The following is a 17581-nucleotide window of genomic DNA, read 5'->3' as shown; positions in this document are numbered from 1 at the left end:
AGGCCGGGGCGTGGCGGAGCGGTGTGCTGCGGGCGGATGCTGCGGGCGGTTGGCCGGGGGGCCTCAGGCGGGGCGGCGGCGCAGGTCGCCGAGCGTCTCCTCGACCATCCGCAGGGCGGTGGTCTCCTGATAGCAGCGCAGCGGTGCGAGCTTGCCGACGGCCCCGGTCAACCAGGTGTCGTCGCCGAGGAGTTCGGTGCGGTGCTCGCAGGAGACGTGCATGAGCATGAAGCGGAGCAACAGGATGTGGCGGAAGGGGTACAGGGCGCGGTGGTGGGTGTAGGTCGCGCGCCAGTCCTCCTCCGGGTCGCGCAGTCTGGACCCCAGCTCGGCGCCCGCCCAGGGGTTGCTGGGGCGCAGGGTGAGGAGGGCGAAGGTCCTCGTGGCGGAGACGGGGTCGCAGGCGACCTGGAGGTGGATGCCCCGGAAGCGGCTCCAGGCGACCAGCTCGGGTTGCTCGCCGACGACGCGGTGCTCCATGCCTTCGGGGAGGAGGGCGAGATGGGCCTTGCGGGTGTGGTCGCCGATCACCCAGTGGTCGTCGGTGCGCACCAGGGGGCCGAGCTGCAACGAGCGGCCGGCGTCGGCGGTGGTCGGGACGGTCCGGTCGACGCTCACGGCGGCTCCTCGGGGCAGGGTTCGGCGCACTGCCGACCAGTCTTCCCGGCTCACCTCCGGTGACGTTACCCGACCCCCGCCCCTCTCGTACGGGAGTTCGGTGGATCGTCGCCCGCGGACGCCGATGGCCGCGCACCCGGCGGGCGGGGCGCGGCCACGGCTGCCCGGAGCTCAGGACACCGGGCGGTTCGGGGGTTCGGGGTCGGTGTCAGCGCTGCGGCGGGCAGAGGGTGGCGCGCAGCGCGTCGTTGATCTTCGCGGAGGTGTCCGGGCCGAAGCCCTGGGGGTGGTCGGGCGAGGTGAAGTGCTGGCCGGCGAGCTCGACCAGCTTCGCCGTGTCCTTGGGGAACTGGTACATCGCCTGGCACTGCTTGCGGGCCTGCTCCACCGCCTGGTCGGGCTTGCCACCGACGATCGCCGGGTCGATCGCGTTCAGTGCGGCCACCACCTTGCCGGTCAGGTCGGCGTCCGGCTTGGCGGGCAGCCCGGCGTCGGCGGGCGGGGCCGGTTTGGCCGGGGCCGACCCGTCCGCGCCGGGCGCCGAGGAGCCGGACGGCGCGGGCGTGCCGGGTGCAGTGGGCGCCGACGCGGTCGCGCCGGCCGTGGCGGCGCCGGGCGCGGTGGTGGCGGCGACGGTAGGGGAGCCGGCCGCGGCGGTGGCCTTGTCCGAGCCCGTACCAGAACCCGAACCGGAGCTGGAGCAGGCAGCGAGGCTCACCGCGGCGAGTGCCGTGAGGGAGGCGGCGAGGAGACGAGTGCGCATGGCGCCACACTGTCATGTTCGCGGCGTGGAAGGGAAGGTCCCCCGGGGCGGGCGGGACGCGGCCCCGGACGCGGCGGACGGCGGACAGCGGACGGCGGACAGCGGACGGCGGACAGCGGACGGCGGCATGTGGAGGGGAGTCCCTCGGCATGCCGCCGTCCGCCGTCCGCCGGTCCGGCCGTCAGGCGAGCCCGTTGGCCTTCAGCCAGTCCTTGGCCACCGTCGACGGGTCCTCCTTGTCGATCGAGACGCGCTTCATCAGCCCCGTCAGTCCGGCCGTGTCGAGCTTGGCCGACACCGCGTTGAGCGCCGCGGTCGCGGTGGCGTCCACGCCCGCCTTGTTGACCAGCGGGGTGATGTTCTGCGCGCCGAAGACGTTCTTCGGGTCGGTCAGCGGGACGAGCTTGTACTGGACGATCTTCGGGTCGGTGGTGAACACGTTGCCGACCTGGATGCCGCCGTCCTTGAGCGCGTTCGCGGTGGTGTCGGCGGTGGGCTTCCACTCCTTGAAGGTCAGCCCGTAGACGTCCTTGAACTGCTGCTCGCGGCGGGACTTGAACTCCGGCGGCCCGCCGATGGTGAACTCGCCGGCCTTGGCGGCGAGGTCGGAGACGCTCTTGAGGTTGTACTTGTCGGCGGTCTCCTGGGTGACGCTGAGCGAGTCCTTGTCCTCGGCGGGGGAGGAGTCGAGGATCGCCAGCGAGGAGGGCAGCGCCTTGGTCAGCGCCGCGTTCACGTCCTGGGTGGTGACGGCGGTGTTCTTGGCGTCCAGATAGGCGAGCAGTGCGCCGTTGTACTCGGGCAGGACGGTCAGGTTGCCGCTCTGCAGCTGCCCGTAGAGCACCTCGCGGCTGCCGATGTTGAACTTCTCGTCGACCTTGACGCCCTTGGCCTTGAGCGCCTGCGAGTAGATCGAGCCGAGCAGGACGTTCTCCGGGAAGTTCGCCGAGCCGACGACCACCGTCCCGCCGGTTCCGCTTCCGTCGGCGGCACCGGCCCCGGAGGCCGTGGCGTTCGGCCCGCCACCGAGCGGGTTGCTGCTGCTCGCGGAGGAGCTGCAGGCAGTGGCGCCCAGGGCGAGCGCGGCGAGGGTGCCGAGGAGGACGGCGCGCCTGCTTCTCTTCAATGTCGACATGGTGACAGTTGTCCTTCCGGAGCGGATGGGAGAGGAGTGGCCTCAGCGGGCCCGGCGTTGGGCGCGCACCCCGGCCGGGAGCGCGAACCGGGCGAGCAGGGCGAAGAACAGCTGGGCGCCGACGGCGAGGACCACCACCAGCAGCGCACCGCCCACGGTCACCGCGTACTGCCGGGTGGCCAGCCCGTCGATGACGTAGCGGCCGAGGCCGCCCAGCCCGACGTAGGCGGCCACCGTGGCGGTCGCGATCACCTGGACGGTCGCGGTGCGGAAGCCGGCCAGCAGGGTCGGTGCGGCGGACGGCAGGCAGACCTGGAGGAGCACCTGGCGGTGGGTCAGTCCGATTCCGCGCGCCGCGTCCCGGACGTCCGGGTCGGTCCCGCGCACCCCCTCGACGGCCGCCACCAGCAGCGGCGGCGCGGCCAGCGCGACCAGTGGGAACAGCACGGCGGTGTCGCCGACCCCGGCGAGCAGCACCGCGAGCGTCACCAGGCCGAGGGTCGGCAGCGCACGGGCGGCCCCGGCGAGCGCGGTGACCACGGTGACGCCGCGCCCGGTGTAGCCGATCAGCAGCCCGAGCGGGACGGCGAGCAGGGCCGCGTAGAGCAGGGCCTCGCCGGAGAGCAGCAGGTGTTCGGATACCCGGTTCAGGATCGAGTCCGGGCCGCTGCGGCGGTCCGGGGCGGAGAAGAAGTCGCTCAGCCAGTTCAGCCAGTTCACGAACCCGCCCCCTGCTCCCGGACGGCCCAGGGCGCGAGCAGCCGGCGGGCGGCCACCAGCAGCAGGTCGACGACCAGTGCCAGGACGGCGATCAGCACGATGCCGGCCACGATCGGGGTCGGGAAGGTGCGCTGGAAGCCGTCGACGAAGAGGTAGCCGAGCCCGCCGCGCCCGACCAGCGCGCCGACGCTGGCCAGCGAGATGCTGGACACCGCGGCGACCCGCAGTCCGGCGATCAGGTAGGGCACGGCGGCCGGCAGTTCGACGGCGGTCAGCCGGTGCCACGGCCCGTACCCCATCGCGGTGGCGGCCTGCCGGACGGAGTCGGGGACGGCGCGCAGGCCGTCCACGGTGGTCGGCAGCAGGACGGCGAGGGCGTAGAAGGTGAGCGGGATCATCACCGTCGCCTGGGTGGCGAGCCCGGTGTACGGGATCAGCACCACGAATACGGCCAGGGAGGGGAGCGCGTAGACGATGTTGAAGACGGCGGAGATCGGCTGGTACAGCCCTGGGAAGCGGGCGCAGGCCAGGCCGAGCGGGACGGCCAGCAACAGGCCGATGAGCACCGGGACCAGGGCGATCACGGCGTGGTCGGCGAGCAGGCCGCCGAGGTAGCCGAGGTGGTCGCCGATCCAGTACCAGCGGACGATCGGTTCATCGTCCACTGTCGGCTCCGTCCGCCGTACCCACCGCGTCCGCCGTACCCACCGCGTCCGCCGTACCCACCGCGTCCGCCGTACCCACCGCGTCCGCCGTACCCACCGCGTCCGCCGTTCGCGCCGCGTCCGCCGGGCCCGGCTTCCTCACGGTGACGGGCCCGCCGTCGGCCGGCGCGAGCGCGGCGAGGACGGCCTCGCGGCTCGCCGTGCCGATCGCCCGCCCGTCGGCGTCCAGCGCGACCGAGATCCCGGCGGGGGAGAGCACGGCGGCGTCCAGAGCGGCACGCAGGGTGTCGGTGTCCGGGCGGAAGCCGGCGGCGGGCTGCAGCTCGGTGCTGCCCGTGCCGCGGTCGACCCAGCCGATCGGGCGACGTTCGTCGTCCAGGACCAACTCCCAGCCGCCGTGGCGGAGTCCGTCGCCCACCGGGCGCAGCTCGACGGCCGCCGCGGGCCGCAGGCCGAGACCGCGCAGGCCCCGGTCGCGGCCGAGGAAGGCGGCCACGCCCTCGTCGGCGGGGGAGGTCAGCAGGGTGTGCGGGTCGGCCAGCTGGGCGATCCGGCCGTGCTCGCGCAGCACCACGACCTGGTCGCCGAGCCGGACGGCCTCCTCGATGTCGTGGGTGACGAACAGCACCGTCTTGTGCAGCTCGGACTGCAGCCGCAGCAGCTCCTCCTGGAGCCCGGTCCGCACCACCGGGTCGACGGCGCTGAACGGTTCGTCCATCAGCAGCACCGGCGGGTCGGCGGCCAGCGCCCGGGCCACGCCGACCCGCTGCTGCTGGCCGCCGGACAGCTGGAACGGGTAGCGCTTGGCGGTCTCGGGTGCGAGCCCGACCAGTTCGAGCAGTTCGGCGGCCCGGGCGCGGGCCTTCTTGCGGTCCCAGCCGAGCAGGTACGGGACGGTGGCGATGTTGTCGATCACCTTGCGGTGCGGGAAGAGCCCGGCCTGCTGGATCACGTACCCGATGCCGCGACGCAGCTTGGCGGGCTCCAGCTTCGCGACGTCGGTGTCGTCCAGCAGCACCCGGCCCGAGGTGGGCTCGACCATCCGGTTGACCATGCGCAGCAGGGTGGTCTTGCCGCAGCCGGACGGTCCTACCAGGGCGGTTATCCGACCGGTCGGGACCTCCAGGTCCAGTCCCTCGACCGCGACGGTGCCGTCGGGGTGGCGCTTGCCGGCGCCCTCGAATCTGATCACGGAGTGTTTCCTCGTCAGGGCGCCCCGGCGAGGCGGCGCCTGTGTCTTTCGGTCGTTCGGCTCGTCTGGTTCGTCTGGCTCTTGCAGCTCGTTCGGCTCGTGGTTTGTTCGGTTGACGGCGGTTGCACCGCCCGGGCGTTCTTCCGCCCGCGTGGCTGCCCAGCTTCAGACCGGCGGAAACTCTGATCAGACTATGACCTGCATCATCTCCTGTCCCTGATTTACGGACCGGCACGCGGCATGACGCCGTCCCAGCCGCCGGGGCGGCTACTGACGCGTCGGCAGTCCCGCGGCCGCCCAGCCGACGAATCCGCCGTCCAGGTCGGTCGCCCGGTGCAGTCCCAGTTCGCGCAGCGAGGCCGCGGCCAGGCTGGAGGCGTAGCCCTCGGAGCAGACCACGATCACCTCGACGTCGTAGCCCGAGGCTTCGGGGATCCGGTGACTGCCCGTCGGGTCGAGCCGCCACTCCAGGACGTTGCGCTCGATGATCAGCGCGCCGGGGATCTCGCCCTCGGCCGCCCGCTGCGCCGCCGGACGGATGTCCACCAGCAGAGCGCCGTCCAGCTGGGACTGGTACGCCTCCCGGGCGCGCGGGCGGTGGACGCCCTCGCGGGCCCGCTCCACCAGGTCGTCGATCGTGGTCACCATTGCTCCGGTCCTTCCTCCGAGGTGCGGACGAGCCCGCCGGCCCGCAGGTCGTAGTGCGCCATCGAGCTCAGCGGGGGCGAGTAGGCGTGCAGGGTGACGGCCGGGCCGGAGGCGGTGTTGCGCACGTCGTGCACGTACTCCGGGCCGAAGGCGCGGGCGGTTCCGGCCGGGACCCGGCGGATCAGCAGACCCTGGTCCGGGCCGCCGAGGGACAGCTCCTCCAACTCGCCGAGGGCGACGGTGAACGCGCCGCGCGAGCCGCCGTGGTCGTGGAAGCCGGTCGACTGGCCGGGTAGCCAGCTGATCAGCCAGACCTCGTGGTCGTCCTCGGCCACCAGCCGTTGGTACCAGCGCTCGTCGGTGGAGAGCCGGACCAGGTGGATCCACTGCTCGGGCTGTTCGGCCAGCTCGCGGACGACGGTCCGCAGGGCGTCAGGGCTGAGCGGCGTGTTCGGGGCGCTCGGGGTGCGGGGGGCCTTCGGGGGGCTCGGGGCGTGAAGGGCGTGCGGTGGGGTCTCGGAGACGAGGTCCGGGCTCATGGGGCGTCCTCGGGTGCGGCGGGAACGTCGGCAGGGGTGCGCCCGGGCCGGTGGTGTGGCAGCGGAGCGACCGGTCACGGCACGCACGGGTGCCGCCGGGCGGGCGGGATTCAGAACTGCGGGTGCGGGTGCGCGGCACGGGCCCTGGCTGAGGTCACAGGGCGGGACCGGCGGAGCGGACCAAGGTCAACAGGCACAGATGGAACTCGCCTGGCGTCGCAGATCGACGTGCAGGCGGCAGACCAGAGTGGTGCCGGTGTCCATGCGTCGGATCCTTTCCGAGCCGGTCGGACGAAGTCAAGCCGGGGCGCCCGTCTGTTGCACCCTGTTAACCCCAGGCGTCGACTGCCGGACTCCCCGACTTCTCGGCTCTCCGACTCCCCGGCTCGACCGCGACGCGAAGCTGCGACTCACCCCTCCGTAGGACAACGCGGCGCCGGTGGGACCGCCACCGACTGGCCGGACGCCGTCGGGGCCAGGTCCTCCGGAGGTTGCGCGGCGGCGGGCGGGACGGAGCCGTCCGCGGTGGCCGCGAGGGCCTGCTCGATCACCGGCCCGGCCTGCTCGCCCAGGTAGCGGCCGAGCGTCTGGTAGGCGTCGAACTGCTGATGGTCGAACCACTGGTCGCTGGTGCCGTCGTTGGGGAAGGCCCGGTTGGCCACCGCGTAGGAGTGCAGCTCGTACGGCATGTCGGCAGTCAGCACCGCCTGGAGGACGATCAGGGTGCCCCGCCGCTCGGAGTCCGGCTCGCCGTCGATGGCCGGGTAGTGGATGTCCCCGGTGACCACACCCCGCGCCGAGAGCCGGTCGGCGAGCTGGGCCGCCAGCCCCCGCAGAGGAGGGTCGTCCGCGCCCCGGTCGGCGGCGGCGCTGCCCGGGATCAGCCGCTCCGGCTGGTGCAGGGTGATGACGATGCCAAGCTCCTCCCGGGCCAGGGTGATCGCGGAGGCCAGGTTGCCCGCGTAACCGGAGTCCCCGCTGGCGTCGATGCTCACCGCCGTCCGCACCCGGTGCCGCAGCAGTTCGACCAGGCCGAGGTTCTCGTAGTGCCCGCCGTCGGTGGTGAGCAGGAAGCGGTCGTCCACCGGGAACCGGCCGGTCAGCTCCCGCAGTTGGTACGGGAGCCGGCGGACGGCGGGCTCCCCGGCGCGGCGCCAGTCCGGAGTGCCGGACCAGGCCGGTCCGAGCCGGGCCGGGTTGGGAAGCCACGTCCCGAGCCGGGCGTTGGTCACCGCGAACAGGCCCTGGTAGACCCGGGACTGGCGGCCCATCGCGGAGGAGAAGGCCGCGCCGGAGACGGCCATCGCCGACTGAACGGTGAGGTCGCGGGCGATGTGGCGGCGGGTGCGCCGCTCCAGCAGGTCCGTGCGTGCGTACCCGACGTCCGGACCGCCCACGTAGTCGTGGGAGAGCGAGAAGGAGACGGCCCGACGGCCGGGTGGCGTACGGGAGTTGCCGGACAGGTTGGCCGCCGCCGAAAAGATCACCTGCGGGAAGCCGGGGTGCCGGGCGGCGTAGTGGCTCAGCCAGGTCTGCTCCCGGTAGAAGTCGTACCGGCGGGCCAGCGTGCGGCCGCCCTCGGTGACCCGGCGCACGGCGAACGCCGAGGCCAGGCGCAGCCGGTAGAACGGGTGCAGGCTCATCCAGGTCTGGTCGAGGTTGAGCCCGACCGCGCCGAGCAGCAGCGGCAAGAGCACCTGGACGATCGTCGGCCAGGCGTACCCCGTGGCGACCGCCCAGCCGAGGGCCAGCAGCGCGCCGACCGTCAGCGCGGCGAGGGCCGCCCACACCACGAGGTACTGGGGGAGGTCGGTGGCCAGTCCGCCGCCGAGGCGGCCCGCGCCGCGCAGCGCCCCGCCGAGGACGTTCACGCCCCGGCCGATCGCCCGGCGGTCGCGCCACAGTATGCCGAGCAGCAGGGCGAGGTAGCTGAGCACGACCGTCAGGCTGAGCCCGGCGCCGGTCAGCTGCGGGCCGGCAGCCATCGCCTGCTGGAGCCGGACCGCGCCCCAGGCCAGGCCCGGCACGGCCAGCACGCCGACGGTCAGCAGGCCGGTGAGCGCGAGCGCGGCGTAGTTGAGCCGGCGCAGTGCACGCGGCAGCAGCGCGTGCCAGCCGAGCGGCGGGAAGGCCAGCAGCCACAGCAGCCAGCAGCCGGCGGCGGCCGCCAGCAGCGTGCCGAGTGCGGCCAGCGAGGGCGTTCGGAACGTCAGGGCGCCGGGTGCGGCGCCCGGGTGGCGCAGGCCGGCGGCCGCCAGGGCGCCCAGGTCGGTGAGCGGGACGGCGTGGTAGAAGCGGCTGAGGCCGAGGCCGAGCACCAGGACGGCGGCCAGCAGCAGGGTGAGCGCCGACAGCACACCGCGCAGCAGCGTCCCGAGGGCGACCAGCCACTCGCCGGCGCCGTCGGCGATGTACTTGCTGTGGCGGCGGAGGTGGTCCTCCTCCGGGGAGCCGGGCTCCATCACGGTGTCGGCGGTCAGACCCGAGACGGCGCGCACCGGGCTGCCGGGCGCGGAGTCGCTGAGCGCGAGCTGCAGCGCCCCCACGGTGTAGCCGCCGCCCGAGACGGAGACCAGGTAGCGCGCGCGTTTCAGCCACGGGCGCAGCGCCTGCAGCGCGCCGAGCGTGACGCAGGCCGAGCGGATGCCGCCGCCGGAGGCGCAGAAGCCCAGCTCGGCGGGCTCGCGGCCGGGTGGCACCCGGCCCGCGTCGTGCCAGTGAGTGTGGGCGCCGGGGGCGTCGGCCGGTGTGTCCTGCTGCGGTGCTCCGCGCCGGGGCTGGCCGTGCCGCGGAGCCACCGGCCACGGCGGGATGAGTGCCGGGCGCTGGGGGTCGGCGTCGTCGGCGGGCTTGGCGGCCCGGGGCCGGAGGCCGCGCACCGCCCGGGCGGCCGTCACCGCCAGCAGGCCCGCGGCGGTCACCCCGGCGGGCAGGAGCAGCAGCCAGGCGACGGTGGCGAGCGCCGCCGCCACCGCGAACGGGGTGTCGGAGCCGCCGTGGTCGAGCCCGATGCGCAGCAGGACGTTCGCCGCGAGGTCGCAGCCCGCGGCGAGCAGGCCCGCGGCCCCGACCGCGAGCACCGGGCCGACCCGGAGCCGCCGCCCGATCACGTACCCGCCCAGCAGTGCGGCGGCCGCCAGCGTCAGCCCGTAGCCGCTGATCAGCCAGGGTTCGGCGCGCAGGGCGGCCCGGTACGCCGAGGAGTGCTCGCCGACGACCGCCGCGGCGGCCGCCCGCGAACCGGCCAGTTGCAGGGCTGTCAGGCCGGTCCGCGGCGCTGGCGACCGGCTCAGCAGGAGGCCGAGGGCGATCGGCAGCAGGGCCGAGAGGGAGAGCAGCAGGCCTGCCCAGGCGGGCAGGGCCGGCGGCCGCCCCGCCGGGCCGTCGCCTCCGGCTGTCGCGACCGGTCCGGCTGCCCGAGCCGCCCCGGCCGTTCCGTTCGGCGCCGATGCGCACGCCGGTGCCGCCGGTGCCGCTGGTGCCGTGGTGTCCGCCGTACGCTCCTCGTGCCCCTCGACCGCTGCCATTCGTACCCCCCCCCGCGTTCGGCCTTCCTGCCGACCGTCGACCCCTGCGCCTGATCCCCGAACGATCTCCTGATACCCGAAGTGGCGCTGCGCCGACGTCAGATGACGGACCGTCGAAGCGCCCACGCGCGTCTTACCCCGCCGTGGCGGATTCCGCACCCCTGGTGCCCCCCTTCACTCGAATGAGTAAGGAGGTCACTTCCGGGGTAGATGAGCGTTTCATCCCACTCGGGACTGATCGCGTGTCCGCGTAACAAGATCGCCCCAGACGCGTTACCGCCGACGTATTGTCAGGCCACCGAGGCCCGGCCTACCGTCTACAGATCGCTTTCTACGCACGTAGACCCATCACGTAGACCCCTGCGGTTCCCCGAGCGGACCCGCAGGACGAGACCGCCCCGTCAACCCTCAGACCGCGGGCCCGACCGCACGGCCGGGACGCGGAGTTGCGGAGGTACCCATGTCGCAGATCGTCCGTGCCGCGCTCGTCCAGACCCGCTGGACCGGCGACCAGGAGAGCATGATCGCGCTCCACGAGCGGTACGCCCGCGAGGCTGCCGCCCAGGGCGCCAGGATCATCGGCTTCCAGGAGGTCTTCAACTCCCCGTACTTCTGTCAGGTCCAGGAGCCCGAGCACTACCGCTGGGCCGAGGCCGTCCCGGACGGCCCGACCGTGCGCCGGATGCAGGACCTCGCCCGCGAACTCGGCCTGGTGATCGTCGTGCCGGTCTACGAGGAGGAGCAGACCGGGGTGTACTACAACACCGCCGCGGTGGTCGACGCGGACGGCAGCTACCTCGGCAAGTACCGAAAGCACCACATCCCGCAGGTCAAGGGCTTCTGGGAGAAGTACTACTTCAAGCCCGGCAACCTCGGCTGGCCCGTCTTCGACACCGCCGTCGGCAAGGTCGGCGTCTACATCTGTTACGACCGGCACTTCCCCGAGGGCTGGCGCGCCCTGGGGCTGGCCGGCGCGCAGATCGTCTACAACCCCTCCGCCACCAGCCGTGGCCTGTCCGCCTACCTGTGGCAGCTCGAACAGCCGGCCGCCGCCGTCGCCAACGAGTACTTCGTCGCCGCCATCAACCGGGTGGGCACCGAGGAGTACGGCGACAACGACTTCTACGGCACCTCCTACTTCGTCGACCCACGCGGCCAGTTCGTCGGCGACGTCGCCTCCGACAAGGAGGAGGAACTCGTCGTCCGCGACCTCGACCTCGGGCTGATCGAACAGGTCCGCCAGCAGTGGGCGTTCTACCGCGACCGCCGGCCCGACGCCTACGGACCGCTTGCCGAGGCCTGAGGAGCACCGCTGATGACCACCCGCGACCCGCAGCAGCGCACCGTCGTCCGCGGCGGCCTCGTCATCACCGCCACCGACGAACTCCACGCCGACGTCCTGATCGAGGGCGAGCGCGTCGCCGCCCTGGCCGCCACCGGCAGCGCCGCCGCCGAGGCCTGGACCGCCGACACCGTCATCGACGCCACCGGCCACTACGTCATCCCGGGCGGCGTCGACGCCCACACCCACATGGAACTGCCGTTCGGCGGCACGGCGGCCTCCGACACCTTCGAGACCGGCACCCGCGCCGCCGCCTGGGGCGGCACGACCACCATCGTCGACTTCGCCGTCCAGCCGGTCGGCGGTGCGCTGCGCGAGGGCCTGGACACCTGGCACGCCAAGGCCGAGGGGAACTGCGCGATCGACTACGCCTTCCACACCATCGTCTCGGACGTCAACGACGCCGTCCTCAAGGAGATGGACGCGCTGGTCGACTCCGGCGAGTCCACCTCCTTCAAGCTCTTCATGGCCTACCCCGGCGTCTTCTACAGCGACGACGGCCGCATCCTGCGGGCCATGCAGCGCGGGGCGGCCAACGGCGGGCTGATCATGATGCACGCCGAGAACGGCATCGCCATCGACGTCCTGGTCGAACAGGCCCTCGCCGCCGGGCGCACCGCCCCGCGCTTCCACGGCGAGGTCCGGCGCGAACTGCTGGAGGCCGAGGCCACCCACCGGGCGATCAAGCTCGCCCAGGTGGCCGGCAGCCCGCTCTACGTCGTGCACGTGTCCGCCGCCTCCGCGCTCGACGAACTCGCCCGGGCCCGGGACACCGGGCTCAACGTCTTCGGCGAGACCTGCCCGCAGTACCTCTTCCTCTCCACCGACAACCTCGCCGAGCAGGGCGCGGACGGATTCGAGGGCGCCAAGTACGTGTGCAGCACGCCGCTGCGGCCGCGCGAGCACCAGGAGGCGCTCTGGCGTGGTCTGCGCACCAACGACCTCCAGGTGGTCTCCACCGACCACTGCCCGTTCTGCTACGCCGGTCAGAAGGAGCTCGGCCGCGGCGACTTCTCGAAGATCCCCAACGGCCTCCCGGGCGTGGAGAACCGGATGGACCTGCTGCACCAGGCCGTGGTGGACGGGCGCATCAGCCGGCGCCGCTGGATCGAGATCGCCTGCACCACCCCGGCCCGGATGTTCGGGCTGCACCCGCGCAAGGGCACCGTCGCGCCGGGTGCGGACGCCGACCTCGTCGTCTACGACCCGACCGCCGTGCAGACCGTCTCCGCCGCCACCCACCACATGAACGTGGACTACTCGGCCTACGAGGGCCGCCGACTCACCGGCCGGGCACGGACGGTGCTCTCGCGCGGCACCGTGGTGCTGGACGACGGCCGCTGGCTCGGCCGTGCCGGGCACGGCACCTTCCTGCGCCGCGACACCTGCCAGTACCTGACCTGACCCCTTCCCCGGGTCTCCCTCCCGTCCTCGTACACGTACCCGGGGCCGTGCCGCGCGCCGTGCGCGCCGGCCCCGGGCCAGCCCTCACACCCCTTCCCCCGGAGCCCCCATGGACATCGGCCTCGTCCTGCAGACCGACCCGCCCGCGCGCCTGCTCATCGACCGGATGGTCCGCGCCGAACAGGCCGGGTTCAGCCACGGCTGGACCTTCGACTCCTGCGTGCTGTGGCAGGAGCCCTTCGTCATCTACAGCCGCATCCTCGCCGAGACCGAGCGCCTGACCGTCGGCCCGATGGTCACCAATCCCTCCACCCGCACCTGGGAGGTCACCGCCTCCCTGTTCGCCACGCTCAACGACATGTACGGCAACCGGACGATCTGCGGCATCGGCCGCGGCGACTCCGCCATGCGGGTCGCCGGGCGGCGCCCCGCCACCCTCGACCGGCTCTCCCAGGCCATGCACGCGGTCAAGGAGTTGGCCGAAGGGCGCACCGTCGAGGTGGACGGCACCGAGATGCACCTGCCGTGGGTCGGCCCCGGCGCCTCGCTGCCGATCTGGATGGGTGCCTACGGACCGAAGGCTCTGGCCCTGACCGGTCGCCAGGCGGACGGATTCATCCTGCAGTTGGCGGACCCCTACCTCACCGAGTACATGGTCAAGGCGGTCCGGAAGGCGGCCGTCGAGGCGGGCCGGGACCCGGCCTCGGTCGCCATCTGCGTGGCCGCGCCCGCGTACGTCACGGCGGACGACTCGCCCGCCGCGTTCGCCCACGCCCGCGAGCAGTGCCGCTGGTTCGGGGGGATGGTCGGCAACCACGTCGCCGACCTGGTCAGCCACTACGGTGAGCACTCCGACCTGGTGCCCGACGCCCTCACCGACTACATCAAGAACCGTCAGGGCTACGACTACAGCCACCACGGCCGCGCCGGGAACCCCGACACGGCCTTCGTCCCGGACGAGATCGTCGACCGCTTCTGCCTGATCGGGCCGGTGGAGACCCAGCGTGCCCGGCTCGCCGAACTCCGTTCGCTCGGCGTCGACCAGTTCGCCGTCTACGCCATGCACGACGCGGTCGAGGCGACCACCGACGCGTACGGAACGGACGTCATCCCCCACCTCTGATCCCCTTCGGCAGACGGGAGTTGCCCATGGCCGACACCGCGACCGGCGGCGGAAGACATCGGCAGCACTCCGACGGCCGGGTCGAACTCGACCCGGCCGAGGGGGTGTTGCCGCCCAACGGATTCACCAGCGACGACCTCCGGCCGGTCCCGGTGCGGCAGCGCACCTGGACCACGTACAACTTCCTCGCGCTGTGGGTCGGTATGGCCCACAACATCCCGTCCTGGACGCTCGCTTCGGGCCTGGTCGCGATCGGCATGGACTGGAAGCAGGCGGTGCTGACCATCGCACTCGCCAACCTGATCGTGCTCGCGCCGATGCTGCTCACCGGGCACGCGGGCACCAAGTACGGCATCCCGTTCCCGGTGTTCGCCCGGGCATCGTTCGGACTGCGCGGCGCCAACCTGCCCGCGCTCGTCCGGGCGGCGGTGGCCTGCGCCTGGTTCGGCATCCAGACCTGGATCGGGGGCGAGGGGGTCTTCCTGCTGGCGGGCAAGCTGTTCGGCGACTCATGGCGCACGGCGACGGAGTTCGGCGGATACCCGTGGACGCAGTGGGCCTCCTTCCTGCTGTTCTGGCTGGTCGAGATGGTCATCATCGCCCGGGGGATGGAGGCGCTGCGGCGCTTCGAGAACTGGGCGGCGCCGTTCGTCATCGTCGGCGCGCTCGCCCTGCTGGTGTGGATCGCGGTCAAGGCGGGCGGACTGGGGCCGCTGCTCGACCAGCCGTCCAAGCTGGGCTGGAGCGGCGGGTTCTGGAAGGTCTTCTTCCCGTCGCTGATGGGAATGATCGGGTTCTGGTCCACGCTGTCGCTCAACATCCCCGACTTCACCCGCTTCGGCGGCAGCCAGCGCGCCCAGGTCCGCGGCCAGGCGCTCGGCCTGCCGACGACGATGACGCTCTTCGCGCTGCTGTCCGTGCTGGTCACCTCCGGGTCGGAGGCGGTGTACGGCGAGCCGGTGTGGGACCCGATCGAGCTCGCCGCGAAGATGGAGAGCCCGGTGGCCGTCCTGTTCGCGCTGCTGACCGTCCTGGTCGCGACGCTGTCGGTGAACATCGCCGCCAACGTCGTCTCGCCGGCCTACGACCTGACCAACCTGCTGCCCCGGCTCATCAACTTCCGCACCGGGGCGCTGATCACCGGCGTGGTCGGGATCGCGATCTTCCCGTGGAAGCTGACCGCCGACCCGCACGTCTACATCTACGTCTGGCTGGGCGTGGTCGGCGGCCTGCTCGGAACGGTCGCCGGGGTGCTGATCGCCGACTACTGGGTGCTGCGCCGCACCCGCCTCCAACTCGCCGACCTCTACCGGCCGTTCGGTGCCTACTGGTATGCGGCCGGCTGGAACTGGCGGGCGGTCACCGCCCTGCTGGTCGGCGGCCTGCTGGCGGTCGGCGGCTCGTACTCCGCCCTCGACGACCACGGTGCGAAGCAGGGGCCCTTCCCGGTCGACGGCGTGATTCCCTTCCTCAAGCCCCTCGCCGACTACGGCTGGGCAGTCGGCTTCGCCTCCGCCTCGGTGCTGTACCTCCTCCTGAGCCCCGGTCGCAGGGCGGGACGGGCGACCGGCTGACCGGATGACGGCCAACAGGCAACGGTCAACAGACAACGGCCAACAGATGTCAGCTGACGGATGACAGATGATGAAATCTGTCATCCGTCAGCTGTCATCCGTGAGCCGCCGCCTCCCCGGCCGCCAGGGCTTTGGCCGGATCGCGCCGCTCGCCCCGGCCGGTCGGAACCGGGCCGGTGGGGACGGCGTCCTTCGGGGCAGGGCGCGCGGGACGGGGCCGTCGCGCCACGGACGGGAGGGATGGGTCGGATGAGCATCATCGCGTGGATCGTGCTGGGCCTGGTGGCCGGAGCCCTGGCCAAGCTGTTGCTGCCGGGGCGGGACCCGGGCGGCCTGATCGTGACGACCCTGATCGGGATCGCCGGTTCCTTCGTCGGGGGCTGGATCGCGTCGCACTTCATGCACCGGTCGATCACGGCCCGCTTCTTCGACGGGCCGACCTGGTTGTCCGCGATCGGCGGCGCGCTGGTGCTGCTGATCGTCTACCGGCTGCTGTTCGGCAACTCGCGCCGCTGACCGGCGCGTCGGGCACGGATCGACGGGCCGGTGCCTCCGGGGGCGGAGTTCCGGGGACCGGCCCGTCGGCGTGCTCCGGTCCAGCGCGTCGGGGAAGGTCGTGCGCGCCTCGGCGCCCACGGCTCGGCGTCTACAGCTCGGCGACCCAGCCGGGGAGGTCCTCGCAGGCGGTGTGCCAGGGGGCCGGGACGTCGGCGAGCCCGGTTCGGGCGGCCACCACGCCGGCGGCGATGGCGCAGGTGGTGTCCATGTCGCCCCAGCCCTCCAGGGTGTGCCAGATGGCCCCGGGCAGCGAGTCCAGCCGCCCGGCGGCGGACCAGAGCGCGAACGGGACGGTGTCCGGGGCGGAGATCAGCAGGCCCGAGCCGAGCACGGTGGCGGCGTGCCGGGTGCTGGTGTGCTCCGGCAGCCGGGCGGCGGTCCGCAGACCGGAGCGGACGTCGCTGTCCGGCAGTCGCCCGGCGACCTCGGCAAGCAGTTCGGCCCGGCCGGGCGGACGCCCGCCCCGGCTCCGGACGGCGAGCGCCGCAGCGAGCGCGACCGCGACCGCCCCGGCCGCCGCCTCCGGGTGGAAGTGGGTGGTGAGCGCCTGGAGTTCGGCCTGCCGGGCGACCTCGTCCAGGTCCTCGGCGAACCAGGCACCCAGCGGGGCGACCCGCATCGCGGCGCCGTTCCCGTACGAGCCCTGGCCCTCGAACTGGCCCGAGGTGACGGCGCGCCAGTCCCCGCCTGCGCCGATCCCGCGCAGCACCCGGTGCATCGACGGACCGTACTTGCGCTGGTACTCGCGGGCGTACTCGGCCGCGAACTCCCCGGCCAGCGCGTCCTGCCGGACCTCGCCGTGGACCGCGAGGTGGCGGACCAGGACGAGGGCCATCGCGGTGTCGTCCGTCCAGTGCCAGGGCGCCGGGCGGGCCAGGCGGGCGGCCAGCTGGGCGGGGGCCTCGTCGACCGGGACGGAGAACCACCGGTCGCCGAAGGCGTCGCCGAGCGTGAGCCCCCGCAGGCTGTCCAGGACCGGGCCGGCCGCACGCATGTCATCCTCCAGGTGAGATCAACTGTGGGCCGCAGTCTGCCGGAGGCGTCGAGGTGCCGGCGACCGGATTTCGCTCCGGCGGCCGGCGCCTCGACGATTCGACGACGGACGATTCGACGGCGGACGATTCGAGTCGGCGGGTCGATTCGAGGGGTCGGGCGGCTACTTGGCCTTCAGCCCGCCGAGGACGAGCTTCCAGACGGCCTTGAAGCGCTCGTCCGCGGTGGGCTCGGACCAGGTGGACGCGTAGGCGGGATCGTGGAAGGGGGCGGTGGCGTCGAAGACCGCGCGGGCGGTGTTGAGGATGTGGGCGAGCTTGAACTCCCCGGCGTCCACGCCGTCCTGGAAGATCTCGGCGATCTGCCTGACCAGCGTGTCGATGTGCGCCTCGACGGTGCTGCTGTTCTCCTCGACGAGCACCATGTAGGTGGCGAACAGCTCCGGGTCGTCCAGGGCCTTCTTCCGCTTGGCCGCGAACAGCGTGGTCAGCCAGCGTCCGAGGCGGTCGGCGGCGCCGCCGCCGTCGTTCATGACGGCCTTCAGCTCGACGTGCGCCTGGTCGAGCCAGCGCTGGGTGACCGCCTCGCGCAGGGCCGCCTTGCTGGGGAAGTGGCGGTAGACGCTGCTGTGGCTGACGCCGAGTTCCCGGGCGACGTCCACGACGGTGGCCTTGGCCGGGCCGAACCGCCGGAGGACATCCTCCGCCGCGATCAGGATCTGCTCGGCGGTGAGTGCGGTGTCCGTGGTCACGGGGGCCGTCCTTAAGGGTCGTGCGGTCG

General features: G+C 73.0%; 17 protein-coding genes. 5 read left to right on the top strand and 12 right to left on the bottom strand.

Going from position 1 to position 17581, the window contains the following annotated elements; translation table 11 throughout:
- Nucleotides 1–63 precede the first annotated feature (63 nt).
- The 10 genes from ACFV1W_RS05440 to ACFV1W_RS05395 all read right to left on the bottom strand — a co-directional run bounded on the left by ACFV1W_RS05440 (nucleotide 64) and on the right by ACFV1W_RS05395 (nucleotide 9807).
- Nucleotides 64–618 (bottom strand): hypothetical protein, encoded by a 555-nt coding sequence (locus tag ACFV1W_RS05440; protein ID WP_380413328.1) that lies wholly within the window; start codon nucleotides 616–618, stop codon nucleotides 64–66.
- Nucleotides 619–826: 208 nt separating this feature from the next.
- Nucleotides 827–1381 carry a hypothetical protein gene (locus ACFV1W_RS05435; RefSeq protein ID WP_380413327.1) on the bottom strand — a complete coding sequence of 185 codons (555 nt, stop codon included), beginning with the start codon at nucleotides 1379–1381 and terminating at the stop codon, nucleotides 827–829.
- Nucleotides 1382–1562: 181 nt separating this feature from the next.
- Nucleotides 1563–2516 carry an ABC transporter substrate-binding protein gene (locus tag ACFV1W_RS05430; protein WP_380413326.1) on the bottom strand — a complete coding sequence of 318 codons (954 nt, stop codon included), beginning with the start codon at nucleotides 2514–2516 and terminating at the stop codon, nucleotides 1563–1565.
- A 42-nt stretch (nucleotides 2517–2558) separates the two neighbouring features.
- A complete protein-coding gene (locus ACFV1W_RS05425) occupies nucleotides 2559–3236 on the bottom strand; it encodes an ABC transporter permease (protein WP_380413325.1) in 678 nt (225 codons plus the stop codon).
- Entirely contained in the window at nucleotides 3233–3901 is a 669-nt protein-coding gene (locus tag ACFV1W_RS05420) for an ABC transporter permease (RefSeq protein ID WP_380413323.1), read from the bottom strand. The genes ACFV1W_RS05425 and ACFV1W_RS05420 overlap by 4 nt, the downstream gene beginning before the upstream one ends.
- Complete coding sequence (locus ACFV1W_RS05415; protein ID WP_380413322.1) at nucleotides 3891–5093, bottom strand: ABC transporter ATP-binding protein; 1203 nt, start codon at nucleotides 5091–5093, stop codon at nucleotides 3891–3893. The genes ACFV1W_RS05420 and ACFV1W_RS05415 overlap by 11 nt, the downstream gene beginning before the upstream one ends.
- 267 nt (nucleotides 5094–5360) lie before the next feature.
- Nucleotides 5361–5741 carry a rhodanese-like domain-containing protein gene (locus tag ACFV1W_RS05410; protein WP_380413321.1) on the bottom strand — a complete coding sequence of 127 codons (381 nt, stop codon included), beginning with the start codon at nucleotides 5739–5741 and terminating at the stop codon, nucleotides 5361–5363.
- Nucleotides 5735–6280 (bottom strand): cysteine dioxygenase, encoded by a 546-nt coding sequence (locus ACFV1W_RS05405; protein WP_380413320.1) that lies wholly within the window; start codon nucleotides 6278–6280, stop codon nucleotides 5735–5737. Before ACFV1W_RS05405 ends, ACFV1W_RS05410 begins: the two co-directional genes overlap by 7 nt.
- Nucleotides 6281–6466: 186 nt before the next feature.
- Nucleotides 6467–6544 carry a putative leader peptide gene (locus ACFV1W_RS05400; protein ID WP_106981192.1) on the bottom strand — a complete coding sequence of 26 codons (78 nt, stop codon included), beginning with the start codon at nucleotides 6542–6544 and terminating at the stop codon, nucleotides 6467–6469.
- A gap of 146 nt (nucleotides 6545–6690) precedes the next feature.
- A complete protein-coding gene (locus tag ACFV1W_RS05395; RefSeq protein WP_380413318.1) occupies nucleotides 6691–9807 on the bottom strand; it encodes a hypothetical protein in 3117 nt (1038 codons plus the stop codon).
- Nucleotides 9808–10267: 460 nt separating this feature from the next.
- On the opposite strand from ACFV1W_RS05395, the gene ACFV1W_RS05390 reads away from it, so the two are divergent.
- From ACFV1W_RS05390 to ACFV1W_RS05370, 5 genes are all read left to right on the top strand, one after another.
- A complete protein-coding gene (locus ACFV1W_RS05390; protein WP_380413317.1) occupies nucleotides 10268–11110 on the top strand; it encodes a nitrilase-related carbon-nitrogen hydrolase in 843 nt (280 codons plus the stop codon).
- A gap of 12 nt (nucleotides 11111–11122) precedes the next feature.
- Nucleotides 11123–12553 carry a dihydropyrimidinase gene (hydA, locus tag ACFV1W_RS05385; RefSeq protein ID WP_380413315.1) on the top strand — a complete coding sequence of 477 codons (1431 nt, stop codon included), beginning with the start codon at nucleotides 11123–11125 and terminating at the stop codon, nucleotides 12551–12553.
- 109 nt (nucleotides 12554–12662) lie between these two features.
- Nucleotides 12663–13676 (top strand): TIGR03842 family LLM class F420-dependent oxidoreductase, encoded by a 1014-nt coding sequence (locus ACFV1W_RS05380; protein WP_380413314.1) that lies wholly within the window; start codon nucleotides 12663–12665, stop codon nucleotides 13674–13676.
- A 26-nt stretch (nucleotides 13677–13702) separates the two neighbouring features.
- Nucleotides 13703–15250 (top strand): NCS1 family nucleobase:cation symporter-1, encoded by a 1548-nt coding sequence (locus ACFV1W_RS05375; RefSeq protein WP_380413313.1) that lies wholly within the window; start codon nucleotides 13703–13705, stop codon nucleotides 15248–15250.
- Nucleotides 15251–15499: 249 nt separating this feature from the next.
- A complete protein-coding gene (locus ACFV1W_RS05370) occupies nucleotides 15500–15766 on the top strand; it encodes a GlsB/YeaQ/YmgE family stress response membrane protein (protein ID WP_380413311.1) in 267 nt (88 codons plus the stop codon).
- Nucleotides 15767–15896: 130 nt separating this feature from the next.
- On the opposite strand, the gene ACFV1W_RS05365 is transcribed toward ACFV1W_RS05370, so the two are convergent.
- Entirely contained in the window at nucleotides 15897–16802 is a 906-nt protein-coding gene (locus tag ACFV1W_RS05365; protein ID WP_380413310.1) for an ADP-ribosylglycohydrolase family protein, read from the bottom strand.
- A gap of 162 nt (nucleotides 16803–16964) precedes the next feature.
- Entirely contained in the window at nucleotides 16965–17552 is a 588-nt protein-coding gene (locus ACFV1W_RS05360; RefSeq protein ID WP_380413308.1) for a TetR family transcriptional regulator, read from the bottom strand.
- Nucleotides 17553–17581: the final 29 nt, after the last annotated feature.

It is taken from the genome of Kitasatospora sp. NPDC059648, from assembly GCF_042734825.1.
Taxonomy (GTDB): domain Bacteria; phylum Actinomycetota; class Actinomycetes; order Streptomycetales; family Streptomycetaceae; genus Kitasatospora.
This window is presented reverse-complemented; position numbering and strand designations above follow the sequence as displayed.